Annotated in this window: 16 protein-coding genes; 1 reads left to right on the plus strand and 15 read right to left on the minus strand. The window is 62.1% G+C overall.

Annotated features, from left to right (window positions below; all coding sequences use genetic code 11):
- Positions 1 to 275: 275 nt before the first annotated feature.
- Complete coding sequence (locus PQR27_RS32230) at positions 276 to 1,676, plus strand: GntP family permease (protein WP_408527604.1); 1,401 nt, start codon at positions 276 to 278, stop codon at positions 1,674 to 1,676.
- 163 nt (positions 1,677 to 1,839) lie between these two features.
- Here PQR27_RS32230 and PQR27_RS32235 read toward each other — a convergent pair whose 3' ends face one another.
- From PQR27_RS32235 to PQR27_RS32305, 15 genes are all read right to left on the minus strand, one after another.
- Positions 1,840 to 2,796, minus strand: a complete 957-nt coding sequence (locus tag PQR27_RS32235) for a phosphatase PAP2 family protein (RefSeq protein ID WP_408527605.1) — start codon at positions 2,794 to 2,796, stop codon at positions 1,840 to 1,842.
- Between the two features lie 55 nt (positions 2,797 to 2,851).
- Positions 2,852 to 4,594: a vWA domain-containing protein gene (locus tag PQR27_RS32240; RefSeq protein WP_408527606.1), complete on the minus strand. Its 1,743-nt coding sequence runs from the start codon at positions 4,592 to 4,594 to the stop codon at positions 2,852 to 2,854.
- A gap of 113 nt (positions 4,595 to 4,707) precedes the next feature.
- The gene (locus PQR27_RS32245) at positions 4,708 to 5,316 is read right to left on the minus strand and encodes a TadE/TadG family type IV pilus assembly protein (RefSeq protein ID WP_408527607.1); all 609 of its coding nucleotides are present in this window, start codon (positions 5,314 to 5,316) and stop codon (positions 4,708 to 4,710) included.
- A gap of 86 nt (positions 5,317 to 5,402) precedes the next feature.
- A complete protein-coding gene (locus tag PQR27_RS32250; RefSeq protein ID WP_408527608.1) occupies positions 5,403 to 5,897 on the minus strand; it encodes a TadE/TadG family type IV pilus assembly protein in 495 nt (164 codons plus the stop codon).
- Positions 5,894 to 6,805 (minus strand): tetratricopeptide repeat protein, encoded by a 912-nt coding sequence (locus tag PQR27_RS32255; protein ID WP_408527609.1) that lies wholly within the window; start codon positions 6,803 to 6,805, stop codon positions 5,894 to 5,896. Before PQR27_RS32255 ends, PQR27_RS32250 begins: the two co-directional genes overlap by 4 nt.
- Positions 6,802 to 7,764, minus strand: coding sequence for a type II secretion system F family protein (locus PQR27_RS32260; protein WP_408527610.1), 963 nt, complete (start codon positions 7,762 to 7,764; stop codon positions 6,802 to 6,804). Before PQR27_RS32260 ends, PQR27_RS32255 begins: the two co-directional genes overlap by 4 nt.
- Positions 7,761 to 8,735, minus strand: coding sequence for a type II secretion system F family protein (locus tag PQR27_RS32265; protein ID WP_408527611.1), 975 nt, complete (start codon positions 8,733 to 8,735; stop codon positions 7,761 to 7,763). Before PQR27_RS32265 ends, PQR27_RS32260 begins: the two co-directional genes overlap by 4 nt.
- Positions 8,732 to 10,123, minus strand: coding sequence for a TadA family conjugal transfer-associated ATPase (locus tag PQR27_RS32270; protein ID WP_408527612.1), 1,392 nt, complete (start codon positions 10,121 to 10,123; stop codon positions 8,732 to 8,734). The genes PQR27_RS32265 and PQR27_RS32270 overlap by 4 nt, the downstream gene beginning before the upstream one ends.
- Complete coding sequence (locus tag PQR27_RS32275) at positions 10,123 to 11,343, minus strand: CpaE/TadZ family protein (RefSeq protein ID WP_408527613.1); 1,221 nt, start codon at positions 11,341 to 11,343, stop codon at positions 10,123 to 10,125. The genes PQR27_RS32270 and PQR27_RS32275 overlap by 1 nt, the downstream gene beginning before the upstream one ends.
- A gap of 27 nt (positions 11,344 to 11,370) precedes the next feature.
- On the minus strand, positions 11,371 to 11,745 hold the full coding sequence (locus PQR27_RS32280) for a CpaD family pilus assembly lipoprotein (RefSeq protein ID WP_408527614.1): 375 nt from the start codon (positions 11,743 to 11,745) through the stop codon (positions 11,371 to 11,373).
- Positions 11,746 to 11,767: 22 nt separating this feature from the next.
- A complete protein-coding gene (locus PQR27_RS32285; RefSeq protein ID WP_408528373.1) occupies positions 11,768 to 13,246 on the minus strand; it encodes a type II and III secretion system protein family protein in 1,479 nt (492 codons plus the stop codon).
- 81 nt (positions 13,247 to 13,327) lie between these two features.
- The gene (gene cpaB, locus PQR27_RS32290; RefSeq protein ID WP_408527615.1) at positions 13,328 to 14,272 is read right to left on the minus strand and encodes a Flp pilus assembly protein CpaB; all 945 of its coding nucleotides are present in this window, start codon (positions 14,270 to 14,272) and stop codon (positions 13,328 to 13,330) included.
- A gap of 12 nt (positions 14,273 to 14,284) precedes the next feature.
- The gene (locus PQR27_RS32295; protein ID WP_408527616.1) at positions 14,285 to 14,794 is read right to left on the minus strand and encodes an A24 family peptidase; all 510 of its coding nucleotides are present in this window, start codon (positions 14,792 to 14,794) and stop codon (positions 14,285 to 14,287) included.
- Positions 14,795 to 14,879: 85 nt separating this feature from the next.
- The gene (locus tag PQR27_RS32300) at positions 14,880 to 15,056 is read right to left on the minus strand and encodes a Flp family type IVb pilin (protein ID WP_408527617.1); all 177 of its coding nucleotides are present in this window, start codon (positions 15,054 to 15,056) and stop codon (positions 14,880 to 14,882) included.
- Positions 15,057 to 15,533: 477 nt separating this feature from the next.
- Positions 15,534 to 19,004, minus strand: a complete 3,471-nt coding sequence (locus PQR27_RS32305; RefSeq protein WP_408527618.1) for an ATP-binding protein — start codon at positions 19,002 to 19,004, stop codon at positions 15,534 to 15,536.
- Between the last annotated feature and the right edge of the window lie 24 nt (positions 19,005 to 19,028).

Consider the following 19,028-nt stretch of genomic DNA (forward strand, 5'->3'; position numbering starts at 1 on the left):
GTCTCATTTCGTAGACAAGCTTATCTCAACGACGAGATGATCGACAAGCTTGCTGCATAAGGGTTTTACCCGAATTCACCGAATCTTCAGCCAGTTTACGTCCCGTTTTTGAGACGTTTGGGTACAATCGGCCGCATCACGTTCCGAACGCCGGCCTGCGAAATCGACCGGCAGCCTGTCGTGGCGGGTGTGGCACGGAACCTGCGTCTGACGGCGCCGGGCCGTCGCCTCATCGGAACGGCGTACACGTAGAACAACCAAGCTTTGGAGACTCAATGTCCTTTGTTATCGTCCTCGCCGCGCTGGCGTTTCTGATGTTTGCAGCCTATCGCGGCTACAGCGTCATTCTGTTCGCGCCAATCGCAGCGCTCGGCGCGGTGCTGCTCACCGACCCGTCCGCCGTCGCACCGGTGTTCTCTGGCATCTTCATGGAGAAAATGGTCGGCTTCGTGAAGCTTTACTTCCCCGTGTTTCTGTTGGGGGCGGTGTTCGGCAAGGTGATCGAACTGTCGGGCTTCTCGGAATCGATCGTGGCCGCGGCCATCCGCTATATCGGACGCTCGCGCGCCAATGCGGTGATCGTCGCGGTATGCGCGCTGCTCACCTATGGCGGCGTGTCGCTGTTCGTGGTGGTATTCGCGGTGTATCCGTTCGCCGCCGAGCTGTACCGCCAGAGCAATATTCCGAAGCGCCTGATGCCGGGCGCAATCGCCCTCGGCGCGTTCTCGTTCACGATGGATTCGCTGCCGGGCACGCCGCAGATCCAGAACATCATCCCGACCACTTTCTTCAAAACGACGTCGTGGGCCGCGCCCGCGCTCGGCGTGATCGGTTCACTGTTCATCATCGTGGTTGGGCTCACGTATCTGGAATGGCGCCGCCGCGCGGCCATGGCCACCGGCGAAGGTTACGGCACGGAACTCCTCAACGAGCCGGAACGCGTCGAATCGAAGCATCTGCCGCATCCGCTGCTCGCCGTTGCGCCGCTGGTACTGGTTGGCGTGGCGAACTTCCTGCTGACCCGCTGGATTCCCGATTGGTACGGTACGTCGTACACGGTCGCACCGGACATCCTGCCCGGCGTCCATACACCCGTCACCACGACGATCAAGAGCGTGGTCGCGATCTGGGCCGTGGAAGGCGCGCTGCTGCTCGGCATCGTCATGGTCGTGATCACCGCATTTGGCCGTGTGCGCGAGCGCTTTGCGGTCGGCACCAAGGCAGCGGTGGCCGGTGCGCTGCTCGCTTCGTTGAATACAGCGTCGGAATATGGTTTCGGCGGCGTGATCGCAGCCTTGCCTGGTTTCCTCGTGGTCAGCGACGCGCTCAAGAGCATTCCGAATCCGCTCGTCAACGCGGCGGTGTCGGTGAGCTCGCTGGCAGGCATCACCGGTTCGGCATCGGGCGGCATGAGCATCGCTCTGGCGGCCATGTCCGACACGTTCATCAAGGGTGCGGAAGCCGCGCATATTCCGATGGAAGTGTTGCACCGGGTCGTCGCCATGGCGAGCGGCGGCATGGACACGCTGCCGCACAACGGCGCGGTGATTACGCTGCTGGCAGTGACCGGTTTGACGCACCGTCAGTCGTATCGCGACATTTTCGCGGTGACGGTGATCAAGACGCTGGCGGTGTTTTTTGTTATCGGCGTGTACTACGCGACGGGGCTGGTTTAATGGCGGTAACTAAAGCGGATTGATTTGCTGAGAACACCGAAGATTGAGTTTGAAATCAAACTTCGGTGTTCCCGCCCATTACCCCTGCACACCAAGATTGACCGTGTTTCCCGAGCCTGTCGACGCACGACCGCTTAACTTGAAGCCGCGCCCTCCAGGTGATTCACACCTTACTCCACGGTTCCGCCTGAATAACATCAGCATCGCGCCGCTCTCTTTTGACAAACACGAACTTATGCCTATTCCACAGCGCGATTACCGTCGCCACAGTCATTGCGCCTGCGATCAAGTCAACGAGATAGTGCTCCCCACGCGTCGGCGTTGAAGCGATAACGACAATATTTAGTATTAAGAAAACTGGATATGGGGGCGTTTTCCGCATCACATAGGCCAGCAGTATGGCCATGATCGTGTGAAAGGAGGGAATCGAAACGAGTCCCTGCATTTTTCGCAAATCGATTACTCTCAGCGTCCCTTCTCGCAAAGGCTCGAAGTGACTGAGCATCGAGACGTCGGCATATACGACGGCGTGGTAGTACTTGGCAGGTCCGGCGGCAGGAAAAAAACATGAAATGATGCTGGTTATCAGAAAACAGATAGCCAATACGCCATTAAACTCTGCAAGCTGCTCGTGTCGTCTGGTATACGCCAGATAGAGGATGGCCACGCCAATCTGCGCAAAGACGCTTGAGTATGCCAGGTCCAGAACGAAGTCGAGGCGCGGCCGTTCTTTCGTCCATAGAAAAATTGTCGGCCAATCGAAGCCGATCATATGATCCCAGCTGGCCAGCGAACTATCCACCAATGGTGCATTCGTGCTGACAACTAGATAACTAAAAATCGAGGCGACTACGGAAAACGAAATAAAAAGTGACGAGCAAACCAGGCCAACCCTCGTTCTCTCGTCATGCCGGTACCGCGCGAAAAGAAGAGGGGCGAGAATGGCAGGAACAACAAAAAAGACAGGCGCTATTCCACGTATAGTTACCGACCAATGCCCTCCCCAGCACCAGGCCATATCAACCACAGCGAGTAGCAACGTAATCACTAATAGCACCGCATGCGGCGCTATTAACTTAGCGGAGCAATGCACATCCGCGGCGTGAAGTTCCTTGCCCATTGCGTCCCTTGATCGATCTGGCCGCGCGTCGCAAGCCGGCTAACAATTTCCTCTCTCACTGCGTCAATCGAAGCACACCGAGGTTGCCGGCGATCTGCTGAAAGATAGCGTTGAGCGTCGCATTGGTTGGCGCGTGGTAGTAGTTCCCCGGCGACGCGCAACTCTGCATCATCTGCTGGGCCGCCACGCTCGTTTGATCGGTCCCGTACGTGCCAAACGTGATCGCGTAGACGATGATCCCGTCATTCTTCATGGCGGTACAGACACCGAGCTGGAACGCATTGATGTCGGAGACCGAGGTCGTCGAACCATTCGAGAGTGACGAGCCGTCCGCCGGGCGTGTCACGGTCGGTGCCTGCAACGCGCTGGTCCCGACACCGGACAAGCCATTGAACGACGGTGGCGGCATGATGCCGTTCGCACTGCCCGGGTCGTTTTCGCCGTCGGTCAGGACAATCGCCACCCGCTGCAAACCCTGGGTGATCTCCGGGCGGGGCAAGGTACTGTCGGCCGATACCCAGCCATTTCCATTCGACACATTGTTCGACCAGCTCGATGACAACATGCGCCAGCCCCACAGCAAACCCGTCGGAATGATCGTCGAGCCCGCCGCCTGCATGTTGCCGATAGCGGTAGTCAACGAGGTCGCGTCCTGGGTGAGGAATTTCACCGGTGCAATCGAGCAGGGGCTGCCCGTGCCGTTGATGTTGCCGTTCTGATCGTAGGTGTTCGTTTTGGCGTTGGTCTTGGTGGCCTGGCCCCAGGCCGCTGTGATCCCCACTCCGTTTCCGACGTTGCAGGCCGTAGCAGAACCGTTGGTCTGCAGAGTCAGCGGGACGCCGGTTACATTGGTGGTACTCGACACGACGCAATTGTTGCTGCCGCCACTCGTACTCTTGAAAGTCGTGACCTGAAAACCATTGTTCGGCGCTGTGTTGTTCGGCACGTTGTAGTAGAACGGCGTGAAACCAGGTACATCCTTCGGCGCATAGGCTTTCGGATACATATTGTTCTTATCATCGCGCGGCTCGACGGCGCAGCCGCCCCAGCCCGACCCGGTCACGTTCGGATTGACCGCCATTGAGACGTTGGTGGCGTTGTAAGTGAAGCTCGGTGTCATCCAGCTGCCGCTGGGCAGCAGCGATCCGTTGAGGTTCACCATCGTGGTGAAGGGCACGAGCCCGATGTAGGACTGGTTGTTCTGAATACCGAGAATGTCGTTCACCAGATTGGTGGCCGCAGTCCGCAGCCCCTGAATCTTCGTACCCTGCGTCTTGTCGCTGCTCGCGTAGTCAGACATCGAGCCCGTGTTGTCGAGCACCAGCACCAGTTCGAGCAGACTCTGCGGCAGGCGCAGTCCGGTGTTGCTGGCGGTAATCGTCACGGTATCGGGCAATTGTCCGCCCGAACCGGAGCCGGAGCCGGAACCGGAGCCGTCACCCAGCTTGCCGGCACCAAAGATGATCGGCGCCAGTAGCGGCGCCGTGCCTTTTGCCGAGAGCTGGATGGTCTGACCGGTGGACGGCACGCCGCTGATTGTTGCCGAAAACTGGGAGTCGGGCATGGCGAAGTCCATGTAGCCCGATGGCATGTTCGCGTTGTAGTAAGCGCGCGCGTCCGCCTGCCACTGCGTGAGATCGTTTCCGGTGGTCGAGTTGTAGTGCGAGAGGTTGACGCCTGAGGATAGCGTGGCCACATCGAGCGCCATCTGAACGCGAGTCTGCGTCATCTCGTAATGAATGGCGTCGATGGCCGTGCACATCGCGCCGATCATCAGGGTCGCGCACATCGCGAACATGATGGTAACGGCGCCCTCATCGCCCTTAAGCAATGTCGTAAGGGATCGAGGCTGTGACGGAACCACACGGCGGGCGGCCCTGCCAGCGGCTCTTGCCGCGAGGGGATTCGGGATCATGAGGCCACCAGTGGAAGCGGCTTGCCCATACGCGGACGCACATAAACACGCTCATAAATGACCTGTGTGCCCGGCGCGCTGGTCCAGAAGGGCATGGTCATCGAGAAGGGCGTGTAGGAATAAAACACTTCGACCACGATCGCCGAATCGCCGTTACGAAACGGCCATGTTGTGGGCAGGAGGTGACCGCTGGTTTCCAGCGACTTCATGGCCGGGAGGGTCCAGGGTGCGTTCTGCTGCCAGAGCTTGAGCGGCGTGCCCGCTACCATCGTCGGCGGGTTGGGCGGAGACGGTGGGTTGGCCGCGTTGGCCGAGGTGCAGCCCGGTATCGTCTGATCGCAGATCGACGTGATATACACGCCGCCCTTCCCCTGCAGGCTGTTGGGCGCAGCGATCAGCGTCGCCGCGCTCCAGATCGAACCGAGGCTGTTCGAGGAACTCGTGGTCGGGTCGTTGATAACCGACGTCATCTGCCCCAACGAATCAGCCAGTGTGAACGCCGTATGCTCGACGAGACTCACTGCCCGCATGTACATATAGATTTCGCTGAAGCCGAGCATCGTCAGCAGCATCAGCGGAACAATGACGACGAACTCAATGGTCACGCTGCCACGATCCGATCGCAGCAGGCGGCGAACGACCCGTCGCAACCCGCAGCCCTCAGCCAGGGGCACTTTTTGTGGTGTGCTTTTCATTTTTCGTTCTGCACAAGGAAATTGCGTTGGAACGTCAGCGGCAATGGCACGCCGAAAAGTTTAGGTAAACCCGTAAAGCCCGTCGGCAAGGTGACGGTGATCTGATACGAGACGACATCGCCAAAGCCGCCCATGTTGTTCTGATAGTTCGGTGTGCCGATATTGCTGTAAGTGCCATAGTTCAGCGTGTTGATCGTCACCGTCCCGCCGATGTTCTGCCAGCCGCCGAGTGTACTCATCACAATGCTTTTTGCCTGATCCGCACGCGTGCCGGTGGCCGGAGCGGTGGTGGTGAGTCCCGTGCGCGACGCGGACTCCGCCGCGATCTGCACCGATGCGTCCACGATCATGTCGAGTGCAAGTTCAAGCGTGCCAAAAACGAGGAAGAACACGACCGGCGACAGAATCGCGAATTCAATGGCCGACACCCCACTGTCGTCAGCAAGCGGGCCAGCCAGCCCGTGACGCCGCTGCCAGGCCGCCGTCTTCATCGGAGGCTCGCTGCCTGCACGGCAACGCTCGGCACGGCCACGACTTTTGCCGTCCCCGGCCGCGACTCGAGACGCTCGCGCTGGATCTCGTAGAAGCGCAAGTTGTCCTGCACCGAGGCCTTAGGCAGATCGCGTCCCAGGATTTCCGCTGCCGCGTCCGTATTTCCGAGCAGGCCGTACGCCAGCGCGAGATCCTGACGGGCCTGCGGGGGCGCGGCCGGATAGCGCGTGACGTCGAGCAGCACGTTCGCGCCCTCGCGCGGATTACCGCTGAGGATCAGCGACAATCCCAGGTTCACGCTCAGCATCGGATCGCCGGGGTTCTTGTTCAATGCGTCCCGCAGCACGGCCTGCGCGCCCAGGTGATCGCCCGTGAGGTCGAACGCCGCGCCGAGGCCAGCCAAGGCCATCGGATCGTTGGGTGTCACCACCAGCACGCGCTGATAGGTGGCAATGGCGGCGTCGAAGCGGCGCTGGTGAATGGCGACACGCGCAAGGCCGATCAATGGCGTGGTCGCATTCGGATCGATTTTGCTCGCGTGGTCGTAGTAGACCCCCGCACGCGTGAAGTCGCCAACCGCGTAGAGCGTATTGCCGAGCCCGGTCAAGCCGTCGACTGACTGCGGATCGGCCTTCACGACCTTCTCGTAGAGCGTCGTCGCCAGTTCGAGGTTGCCCGAGTCGAGCGCCGTATCCGCGATACGCAGTTCGCTCATGCTGCTCGGCGTCGAGTTCCGCGAGACGGGCCGCGTCTCCGAAACGCGTTGGGTCGTCGTGGTACAGGCCGCGGTTCCCGCCAGCAGCGCTGCGCCACCCACCACCAGCGCGGCGTGCCGGACGACGCGCAGGAGCTTTGCTCCTCGCGCGGAGAGTGTGCATGGGGCGATGGTGAAGTGAGCGTTTTTCATTGTTTGGCGATAGCGTCCATCAGTTGAATAACGGCCGGGCCAGCCGCGATCGCGACGACTGCGGGAAGAATGAACAGCATCATCGGTACGACCATCTTCGGCGCGAGCTTGGCGGCCTTCTCTTCCAGCGACACAATGTGCGCGAGACGTTCCGTGCGCGACAGCGTACGCAGTGCCTGGGTGATCGGCGTGCCGTAACGCATGGATTGGGTCAGTGTGGAAATCAGCGCACGAATCGACGGCAGGTTGATGCGTTCGGCCAGGCCGTGGAGCGCGCGCGTGCTGTCGCCGGAGAGCTTCAGTTCGTCGGCCGTCAGCGCGAATTCGCCGGCAAGCGGCGGGCAGATCGTCGCGAGTTCGTCGCCAACCCGCCGGATGCTCACGCCGAGACTGTTGCCGGCGTTGGTGCAGATCACGAGCAGGTCGAGCGCGTCGGGCAGGCACCCCGCCATCGCCTTGCGACGTCGCGAGGCACGAAATGCCATGATGTATTCAGGAATGATCATCCCGGTAATGAACACGAAGATCATCATCACGCCCCGGCCGACCGGCTGCGCGCCAAGCACCGGAATGTGCGAGCCCAGCATGACCGTCAGCGCAGCGCAGATCAGTCCGACCGCGAATTTGATTGCGAGCAGGACCGATACGGCGGCCCGACTGCGATACCCGGCCCGCAACATTTCCTTCTGCAGCTTCAGGCGGTATTTCGTATCGAAAAGCGGAAGGCGGTCGCCGATGATCGCAAGGCGGCGTAGGAGGCGCTGAGCAAACCCGCTGCCCGTCTCGACCTCCTCAATGGCCATGCTGTCGGCGCGCTGGGTGAGCGCCGCCTGCCGCGCCCGTTCGGCGATCCGGCCGCGCCGGCCACCATGCTTCGTTGCCCACCAGATCGTGAGCGCGGCCAGCAGCGCCAGCAGCATCAACAGGTTGATCAGGGTCTCGACGCTGGCGGGGCTCATCGTGATGTATCCAGTTTTGACATCTTGCCGATCACCAGCAAGCCGAACACCATGGAGATCGCGCCGAATGTCATCAGTTTTTGTCCTGGATGCGTCTCGAACAGAATAAAGAGGTAATTTCGATTCAACACATACATGGACAGCATGATGACGAGCGGGATGCAAGCCATGATCTTGGTCGTGATGCGGGCTTCGCCCGTTAGCGCCTTGGTTTTCTGACGGATCTCGCGCCGGGTCCGGACGATCGTGGCCAGACCCTCGAGCGTTTCGCCGAGTTGACCGCCCGTTTCACGCTGCAGCAGCAAACAGACGCAGAAGAACGAGAAGTCCGCGATTTCGATGCGCTCGACCGCGACCGACAGCACTTCTTCCAGATCGAGACCCACCTGGAGCGAATCGCTCATCAACCTGAACTCCTGACGTATCGGCTCGGCGCACTCGCTCGACACGGTGCCAATGACCTGTGTCACCGGCACACCCGCGCGCACCGCACGTACGATCAGATCGATCACGTCCGGAAAGCCGTCCAGAAACCGTCGGCGAAAGCGTTGGATCAGAAAGCCGTAGGCACGGACCGTCGCGAACGCGGGCAGCCCGACAACAAGCAGTGGCCTCGCGAAGTCGGGCAGCGGCATGAAGCGTGTCATCAGCAGCGCGACCACTTCCCCCGCCACAGCGGCCGCGAACACGATCCGAGTGCCGTTCTTCCCCGCGACGGTACGAAGGCGAGCCGCCTTCGGGCCATACCAGCGGCTGAATACGTTGTCCCTTTTATCGATCGTGAACAGGTCCGTGTGGTGTGCCTTGACGTCCTTGGGGCGGACGCTATGTGCACCGAATGCCTCCTCCATGCGCGACTTGATCCTTGCATGAGGCTGCTTTTTTCGCATGTCCTGCACAGTCAGCCACATCCCGCCGAGCATCAGCACGAGGACGAATGCGCACGCAGTGAGGAGGTCGACGCGGGTCATGGCCTCATCGCCTCCAGTAACGCGTCTTCGAGCCCGTAGTACGCCGCGCGCGCGGAGAACGCCGGCCGCACCAGCGCGGATTCGTACACGCCCTTGACCTCTTCGCTATAGGCCGTCGCGTCGTAGCGGAACGTGAACAGGTCCTGAGTAATGATGACATCGCCTTCCATGCCGACCAGCTCAGTGATCCGCGTCACGCGGCGCATGCCGTCGCGCATCCGTTCGATCTGCACGATCAGGTGCACGGCACTCGCGATCTGCCGGCGAATGGAGAGAAGCGGCAGGTTCCCGTTCGCCATCATCACCATGCTCTCGAGCCGGGTGATGCCGTCGCGCGGCGTGTTCGCGTGGATCGTGGTCATCGAGCCATCGTGGCCGGTGTTCATCGCCTGCAGGACGTCGAAGGCTTCAGCGCCACGTGTTTCGCCGAGGATGATCCGGTCAGGCCGCATCCGCAGCGCGTTACGCACCAGATCGCGCTGCGCCACGCCGCCAAGCCCTTCGGCATTCTCGGGCCGCGTCTCCAGACTGACGACATGCGGCTGCACGAGTTGCAGTTCAGCGGCATCCTCGATGGTGATGGTCCGTTCGCCGAGTCCGATGAAATGCGAGAGCGCGTTGAGCAACGTCGTCTTGCCGGAGCCGGTGCCGCCGGACACGATGATGTTGAGGCGGCAGGTGCTCGCGAGCTTGAGCAGATTCGCCATTTGCTGCGACATGTTGCCCTGCTGCGCCATGCGGTGCAGCGTGATGTTGCGCTTCGAAAACTTCCGTATCGAGATGGTGGCGCCATGGATCGCGAGCGGCGGCAGCACGACGTTGACCCGGCTGCCGTCGGCGAGACGCGCATCGACCATCGGGCTGCTTTCGTCGACGCGCCGCCCGACCCCTGCAGCAATCCGTTGCGCCACATTGATGACGTGCGTGTTATCGCGGAACTTGAAGGGCGTCAGTTCGAGCCGGCCATGCCGCTCGACGTAGACCTGGTCCGGCCCGTTGACGAGCACGTCGGTGATGGTCTCATCGGCGAGCAACGGCTCGATCGGCCCCAGCCCGAACATGTCGTTCAGCAGTTCGCCGACGATTTGCCCCTGCTCTGCAATCGTGATGTTCAAATGCTCGCGTTCGGCAATTTCCAGCACGAGTTGTTCGACGCCGAGCTTCATCTGCTCACGCGTCCTGCCCACCGCGGCGGAGGCGTTCATCAAGCTGAATACGCCGGTCCGGATGGTCTTGAACAGTTCCGAGCGGACCAACGTCTCGTTGCCCCCCGGCGCAGGGACGGGAGCCGCGACGGGTGCCGCCGCCGCTTCGAGCACGGCAACGGTTTCCGCGGCTGCGGAATCGTCTGCCGGGTCGGACGTGCGTACCTGTTTTTGCCCGAACATCAGCCTCTCCTGAGTCCGAGCTTCTGGAAGAAGGTGCGCTCAGCCGTTGCAGGCTGACCGGTGAGGTCGTGGCCGATGCGCGTAATGGTCTGATTGAAGCCGTGCGGACTCTTTTCTTGCGGCGCCTCGCCGAGGTTCTCCGCAATCGTGATCGCCTTGGCTTCGAACGGAATCTCATACAACGCAGCGCGTCCGACCGCCGAGGTAAAGTCCGCCGCCTGGACCTTGCCGGCGCTCGCAGCGTTCGGGTTGTTCAGCAGCAGCGAGGTGGGCGGATTGTTGTCGCGGTCCTCGATAAAGCGCAGCAGGCGGATTGTCTCGCGGGTCGAATGCACGGAACGGTCGGCAATCAGATAGACGCGCGACGCAAAATCGAACGCGTCGCCCGCAAGCGGATCGGTCGTCTTGCCGACGTCGAGAATCACATAGTGGAAGCTGTCGCACAGCAGTTCGAGCACGCGTTCCAGCGCGCCGCTCGCGAAAGGCTGGACGCTCCCGTAGTCGAGTTCGGCGGACAGCACGAAGAGCCGCGCGCCTTTGGCCACGAGCGTGCGCTCCACGTACTGCGGATCCAGCCGGTGCACGTTCTGCAGCACGTCGGTCAGGCCGTTGTTGCTCTGGATGCCGAGCATGCTGTTCGCCGCCCCGCCGTACAGGTTCAGATCGACATAGGCCACCCGGCGGTGCGTGTCCTCAGCGAGATGTCGGGCCACGTTGAGCGCGATCGTGGTCGTGCCGACGCCGCCGCGCGTTCCCGCAAACGCGATCGTCTTGCCGGCACGCGCCAGCATCACGGGGCTGACCTTGCCCTCGGCGACGTTGACGGTCCGCTTGAGCAGTTCCACCGTGAGCGGCTTGACCAGATAGTCGCGTACGCCGATTTTCAGCAAGCTGCGAAAGAGGCCGACGTCGTTACGCTCGCCCAGTGCCACGACCTGAACCGACGGCTCGCACACTTCCGCCAACCGGCCGAGGTCCGAGAGCGGCATCACCGAGTCGTGCAGGTCGACCAGCAGGAATTGCGGCGAGCGCTCGATCTTCGACAGATACGCAATCGCGTCGGTGACCCCGCCGATCGCGATGTGCGTATGCGGCATGGCCTGGTCGAGCACGAAGCTCTTGAGCACCTGCTCGGTCTTGCGATCGTTGACGAACGCAATGAAATCCGCGACCCGGGTGGCGGTGCTGCCCTTCGTGAGGTTGAACTCAGTCGTGCTCATGGTGTTCTTCCGTGGGTGTTGCTCGCGTCACTTGGAATCGCGCGATGTGGCGGTATCGAGCGGAATCACATGGCCGGTTTCGTAGCGGCGCACCGCGCTCGCCGCGACGGCGGCGTCGGCCGGACCGAGCGGCTGCGGCTTGACGAGGTCCTGCGGATGCGCCACTTGCGCCGCGAGATTGGTGTAGGTTGCACACCCCCATTCCATGCTCGGGCGATGCGAGCCCGCGTCCGTCAATACCGAAGGGCGCGCCAGGCTCGCGCAATCGGGCGGCAAGGCGGAGTGGCCGTCAAAGCCTATCGCCGACGGATCCGGCATACTGCGCGGCGGCTTGAAGCAACCGCTGACACTGGCCGCGACAGCGCAAGCGAGAAAGAGCGTGAGAAGACGGGCGGTTTTCATGATGTCGGGCTCGATAAGCGGCTCAATAGACGTATCCGGCCGCGCCGACGAGACGCGGTTGGTCAGACGCAGAAGTTGCCTCGCCAGCCTGACGCCTGTAGCTGTATTCGATGTCGCTGCTCGGCGAGACCAGCGATTCGAGCGGCGTGCGAAGTTTCGCCGAATCGGTCGGCTCGACCAGATACGGCGTCACCATGATCACGAGCTCAGTCTTGTTGTTCTGGTAGTTCGTCGACGAAAACAGCTTGCCCAGGATCGGAATGGAACCCATACCCGGAATCTGCGAAATGATGTCCTGGGTATTGCTTTGCAACAGGCCGCCGATCGCAAAGCTCTGGCCGCTGCCCAGCTCCACGGTGGTATCCGCGCGGCGCACGCTCAGGCCCGGCACGGTGATGCCGCCGGTCGTCACGCTCACTGAGGTGTCGATCTGGCTCACCTCCGGACGCACCTTCAGACTGATGCGGCGATCGTTCAGCACGGTCGGCGTGAAATCGAGCTTCACGCCGAACTGCTTGAACTCGACGGAGATCGCACCATTGGTCTGCGACACCGGAATCGGGAACTCGCCACCGGCAAGAAAGCTCGCCGTCTGCCCGGACAAGGCCACGAGATTCGGCTCGGCGAGAACGGTCAGGAGGCCTTCCTGGTTCAATGCGTCGACGAGCGCCTGGATATTGACGTTATTGGTCTTGAACGCGCCGAATAGCGAAAACGCGCCGTTGGATGGCAGGTTCACCGGAAAGGTCGTCTGGCCGTTGGGCCCGACGATCGGCTGGGTCAGGTTGTAAATCGGCCGCCCGCTAAAGATGCCGCCATAGAAATTGCCGACCGCGCTGCCCATCGCCTGCCAGTTGATCCCGAGTTGCTGCGTGACGTTCCGGTCCACCTCGGTGATACGTACGCGCAACTGCACCTGCAGCGGGCGATCGATCGTCATGCGGTTGATCAGGACTTCCTTGTCCCCCAGATAGGGCGTGACGGCCTGGACGACGGCATCCGCATCGGCGGAATTGGCCGCCTTGCCGGACAGCTGCAATGAGCCCTGACCCGTGGTCATCTGCACGTTCATGCCGGGAAAGCGCGCGGCGATCATGCTGCGCAGGCCGTCCATGTCGCGCCCGACGACGACCGTGCGCTGCACCAGTGTCTTGTTGTTCGCGCCCAGCACGTAGAGCGTCGTCGTCCCGGTCTTCTTGCCCAGCACGAACACGGCCATCGGCGACGGGACGTGAACGTCCGCGACCGTCGGGTCGGCGACGAAAACCGAGCTGGCGTTCTCGCTCAAACGGACCAGCGTCCCTTTGCCCGCGCTGAGATTAAGGGGCTCCAAAGCGTTGTACGGCATAGCGGCCGGTGCCACGGCAGCAGTGCGGACGACTACGGCATGTGCCGAAGCAGCGGACGCCGCGTGGGCGGAGGCGGCGTGCGCCTTGGCTGTATGCGGAGGAGCCGCGAGCGCCGGTGCTGCGCACGCTACTGCGCAAGCCATCACCCATATTGCGTTGCGAATCGGACTGAACGGCATTTGACGTCTCTCTATCCTGGCGAATGGGACCTGGGTCTTGCGGTTTGAACAGCCTCAGCGCGACGCGGGGAGCGACGGCAGCGGCGGCGTACTATCGCCGGCTGGGACCACGCCCGACGTCGTGTCGGATTTCTCGGAGCCTCGATAGATCGTGACCGCCCGCGGCGCGACGGGGATCGGTGCCGCGGCGGCGACCTGGACCCCACGCGATCGCGGCAGGTCACGCACGGCGCGGGAGATGTCGCCGGCCCAAACCGGCGCGGGCTGCGCGGCGGAAGCCGGCATCGCAACCGCAGGGTCGCGCGACGCCGTCGCGAAACTGCGCAACGCGAGCGACAGGCTGCCAAGGCGCGCGGCGACAGACACGACCTCACCCATGCGCGGCGTGACTTCCAGCGTGACGGTGCGGGCCCGGTTGCCGGCTACCTCCGGCGCGTCGCTGTTCTTCGGCCGCTTGATTTCCGAGCCGACAGCCAGCACCCGGACGTGCTCGACGACGGTTTCGCTCGACACCGCGAGGTCGGGTAAATCGGTGCGGCGGTCCATCTGCTGGGTCAGCAGCAGGTCGACGTAGTCGCCCGGCTGGATCAGACCGGCGTTGCCGGACACATCGTCGACCGCTACCGACACCGCGCGCATTTCAGGTTTGAGCGTCGCCGCGAGGAAACCAGGCGCGCTCGGCAGGATCACGTCTTCCGCCACCAGAACGGTGCCGCTTGCCGCCGCATGGCGCAGCAGCGCGCCCTTCAATTCCAGCGCGTCCGGCGCGCCGGAGACGATGGCGCCCGCCGGCACGTCCGCGACGGGTACAGCCTTCCAGCCAAGATCTTCGTCGCGCAGCAGAAGCCCTTGTGGCAGATCGGCGGCGCTGACCAGCACCTTCTGGGTATCGACGACCCGCTTCGCCGGATGCGAGCCGCTTACGATGACCACACGCACGATCAGGGCGATCATGAGTGCCCCGACGATGAGCACGGCGAATTTAATGACGTTTGACATGGGGACGACGTCCTATCGCTTCAGAATCAGGGGCAACACGGCGGGCAGCACAATCGCCACCCCACCGCCGAATGCAAGCGCTACGCCGTAAGGGACGCCGCGCGCTCCAGAAAACATCGCCAACGCCCGCAACGGCCGCGAAGGCTGGTCCGGATTCATGTTTCGCGTCGCAAGGCTGATCAGGGAGACCACCGTCCCGATCACTGAAATCAACGTCAGGGCCGGCAGCGCGAGACTCAGGCCGGCCCACAGGAAAATGACCGAGGCAAGCTTCGCATCGCCTCCGCCAAGCATCTTTGCCGCGAACAGCGCAGCGCAAACGAGGAAGACACCCAGCGCCAACCCCAAGTGGACGATCACCTGGTCGAGGCTCAGGCGAAGGGTTGCCGCGTCCACGAAAAACAGCGCACCGACCGCCAGCACGACCCGGGTCGGCAAGCGACGCGAACGAATGTCGGTGACCGCGAGCCAGAGCAGCGCGCACAGCACGACAAGACGGATGGCGAGAGATAGTAGGTGCACGATAGAGGCCGTACTGGAAAACGGGATCGGCCAAACGGAGAGCCGGACCAGGCGGGTCCAGATCTCCGGCACGATCGATCAGCTGTTAGCCAGCTGCTTGTGTGATCTTGGTGAACAAGTTAGAGAACATGGTGCCCACGCCGCTGGTGAACGCCGCGCTGACCGCCGTCAGAGCGACGACAATGATGCCTGCCAGGATGGCGTATTCCATGGCGCTGACGCCACGCTCGTCGCGAACGAATACTTTAAGAAATTTGCTCATTTGTTTCCCCGAAAACGGATAGAAGGACTCGCCCGGGAATGCCAGGAACCGGGTGTAGCCAGCCGCATCCCATGCCCTTGCCGCTCAAACCGAGCGAACGGACGACAGACAAACCTTTACTTCGAACTTCGAGCCGGGATGGCCGGTAACTCCTCTAACGGCGAGGCGTGGATAAACTTTAGTGATCCCTATCGATAATTTTTTTAGAACGACGATATTTCGGGACCCTGTGAAAATCGTTCAGGAATATTTATTTGAATAGTTTTACGTTTGCGAGGTCCAGCCTGCTTGAAAGGCCCCGATCGAGTGCCACTGGGAAGGCAGCTCTGAAATTTTTAACAGGTAGGTGTTTACACTACGCCCACAGTTTCAGTCTGTGGCGCGCCTCGCCGGAACTTGGTCTTTCAAGGAGACCGGCACTAAACTTCGGGGTTTTTTTACGCGCCCAAAATCTGGGACGGGCGCCGCCGCCCCACGTCAGTGCATCGGCGTTTCATCCAGCCCATACTGATCGGACAGCGCGTCGTGCAGCGAGATCGCCCGCTCGTCCATCTCCGTCGTCCAACGCTCGCTGTTCTCACACAGCCGCTGCAACTCACGGCATTGCTCTGCGAACGTCCACTCCTGCACGATCACGAACGCACCGCTCGCGCTATGCGCCCAACCGCCTAACGCCTGCTGGTTCTCCTTCTCGACGATCGCCATCAGCCTCGGCAGGTCATTTCGCAAATGCTCTTTAAGCATGGCGGTGTAGCGCGCCTTGTCCTCGGCGTCCAGCGTGTTCGCAGGTTCAGCGGCGAGCGCGGGGGTCGCCGGCGTCGCTGGCTCCTGCGGCGCTGCTTGCGTCAGCGCGGCCGCGGCCCCCAGCAACGCGGCCTCCAGTTCGCCTAACGATGCGGGTTTGGCGATATAGCCAGTAAAGCCGCGCTCATGCCATCCGTCCCGTTGCTGATTGTCAGTGACTGCGCTGAAGGCGAACACGGGCACGTTCGCATCGGACTTGCGCAACGCCGCCAGCAATTCATAGCCATCCATGACCGGCATATGGATATCGGTCAGCACCACCTCGAAGCGCGTCTGACCGAACATCGCCAGTGCCTGGCGCCCGTCGCCGGCGATGGTCGGCACACAGCCCAACGCGCTGAGCTGTTCGGCGATCAAGGTCTGAATCAGCGGATTGTCTTCGGCAACCAGAACCGTCAATCCCTGCAGCGCGGGGTTGGCCACCGGGGGCGGCATGACCGTGGGGTTCGGCGGCTGCGCCGCACTATCACTGGCGCCCGTCGCCGCAAGATCGACCGCGGCCAGAATCGACCTGCGGCTGAATTCGGTCACTTCGAGCACACCTTCGCCACAAGGAGCAGGGCGATGCGGGCCAGTACGCGTGATCCATACGACGCCCACCGGGTAAATCTCGCGCAGCGCAGCGATCGCTTCGAGGTCGTATTCGCCGGTAACCACGAACGCGTCCGGCCGGTTCACGTGCAACCACGCTTGCGCACTACGCATCGACACCACCGTTTGAACGGTCCAGCCCGCCAGATGCAAGCTGATGTCGAGGAGTTGCCCTGACTCGCGCTCCTGCGAGAGCACCAGCACGTTGCCACGGCGTGCCGGCTCGACGAACGGCACGCGCAGTTCCTCGGGAGGCGGTGCGAGCGGGATCGACGCGGTGAATGCGCTGCCGACACCGAGCACACTCTCTACTGAAATGTGCCCGCCCATCAATTCGCACAATCGCGCACAGATCGACAGGCCGAGGCCCGTGCCGCCATAACGGCTGGAGGTACTCACCTCGCCCTGCGCAAACGGACTGAAAATACGCGCCACTGTCGCCTGGTCCATGCCGATGCCCGAATCGCAAACCCGGCAAATCAAAACCGGCTGGCCCTGCGGATCGTCCTTCACCTCGGCGTTCAGCGTGATCTTGCCGCACAACGTGAACTTGAACGCATTGCTCAACAGGTTATTGACGATCTGCGCAATTCGCGTGCGGTCGCCACGTAGCACCTGGTCGAGCGTCGGCGAAAGATGCGCGTAATATCGAATCGCCCGGTCCGCGGTCATCGGCGCATAAGACAGTGCAATGTTCTCGAAGTCGTCGAGCGGGCGGAACGCTTCGGTGACGAGTCGCATCTCGCCGGCATCGATCTTCGAAAAATCGAGGATGTCGTTCACGATGCCGCGCAGCGCCTGCGCTGCGACACCCAACGTCGTGAGCCGTTGCGCATGCGCTTCCAGGCCCGGCGTGCGCGCGAACAATTCGAGGTTGCCGAGCAACGCGTTCAACGGGGTACGAATCTCGTGGCTCATCGACGCAAAGAAATTCGAGCGTGCCCGCATCATGGTTTCGGAGGTTTCTTGCGCATTCCGCAATTGCTGTTCGAGCGCATGCCGCGTGGTCACGTCGAGAATCGCGCAGAACAGCACGTCCTCGCGAGCGTATCGAGCCGAAGCGTAGGTGAATTGCAGAAACTGCGCGGGCGTTGCGTCGTTTCCATCCAGCGATGCGTGCGCTTGCGGCTGCGCGGGCGCAACAAAATCGGCGATCCTCGCGAACGTGGTCACGGAAGGCTTATTCGTTGCGTGCGCACGGAACTCGTCGACGATATGCGCGGGCAAGCAACTAGCGCCGGCTTCGATGCGCAGCAATTCATTGGCTAAAGCGTTGGCGGTCATGATCGAATAGTCGCTATGCCGGACGATGCACAAGCCGACCGGTGTTGCGCTGACCAGAATTTGATTGATCGTCTCGCTCTCCAGCGCGCGTGAGGTCTCCGCGAAGGTGGTACGCAGCAGACGCAGCCCCCAGAAACGCGCTATCAGCGCGATCGCCAGCAGGACAAGCAGCGCAAGGCCGGCGAGCGTAGCCAGTTGCCATTTCAGCGCCGCAGCCAGGCCGCTCCACGGCATGTAGCTGATCAACGAGCCAAAGCCGGGCATCAACGGCTCGCTCAAAACCGCACCGGCGCGGGTGTAGCGATACGCGTCGGACGACGCCTGAGCAGCCACGCCCAGCAGCATGTCCACGGTCGCCGTGTCGGTTGACGGTAACGACACCAGCACGCGACGGTCCGTGGTCATCAGCAGCAGCGTTTGTTCGCGGGTGGCGCCGGAAAGCCCCGCAGCAAGCACGCTTAACGGGATGCTGGTCACGATCAGCGTGGCCGGTGTATCGCCCGCATAGGAGGCGCTCACCACTGAAATCACCGGAATGCCCTGCACCGGATCGCGGTACGGTCGGAGCCAGATCCGTTCGCCCCTGGCTGGCACGCGCTTGCCGGTTTGCGCCTGTAGTTCCCGCTCCAGCGTTTGGCGCAGCGTGCTCGCTATCAATGGTGGCGGCGGCGGCGCAGGCGCACGGCCCGCGCCCGCGCCCGCGACCGGTTGGGTGAGCGAGGGCATGATAGCGGCATAGTCCTCGTTCAGCCCGAGCACTATCGCGCGTTGCGGCAACTCGAACGACTGTTGCGTCACCAGCATGGACTGCGCCGCTTCGAAAAGGCGCCACAGCTTGGTGTTGAGTTGCGGGCCCCACGCGGTGCGCGTTGCTTCGCCCACCAACAGGTCGAATTGCGCGTCGACTCTATCCACGGTGCCGCGCGCCGTACCGCTTGTGCGCACGGATTCCTCGACGCTTGCCGGCACGCGCAACACGTTGTCGGTGTCGCGATAATAGTCAAGCGTGAACTCGGCTCGCCGCAAGAACGATTCTTCGCGGTGCTGGAGCGAAGAGAGGTCGGCGGCGCTCTGGGTCACGCGCGTGCGCCAATAGTCGAGCTGGTTGCTTGCTGCAAGAACGGCCAGCAGTAACGTAAAGACCACGACGATCAGCATGAGCGAAGCAATCGTCGCCAGATACACCCGCCGCTGATGCCTGGCGTTCTGCGCGAGCGACGCGAACGCCTGCGCCAGGGACTCTTCGGTACTGTCGAGGATCTTCTGCATCAGCTTGCCGAGGTAGCGTTATTC

The sequence above is a fragment of the Paraburkholderia fungorum genome, from assembly GCF_046027215.1.
Classification (GTDB): domain Bacteria; phylum Pseudomonadota; class Gammaproteobacteria; order Burkholderiales; family Burkholderiaceae; genus Paraburkholderia; species Paraburkholderia fungorum_D.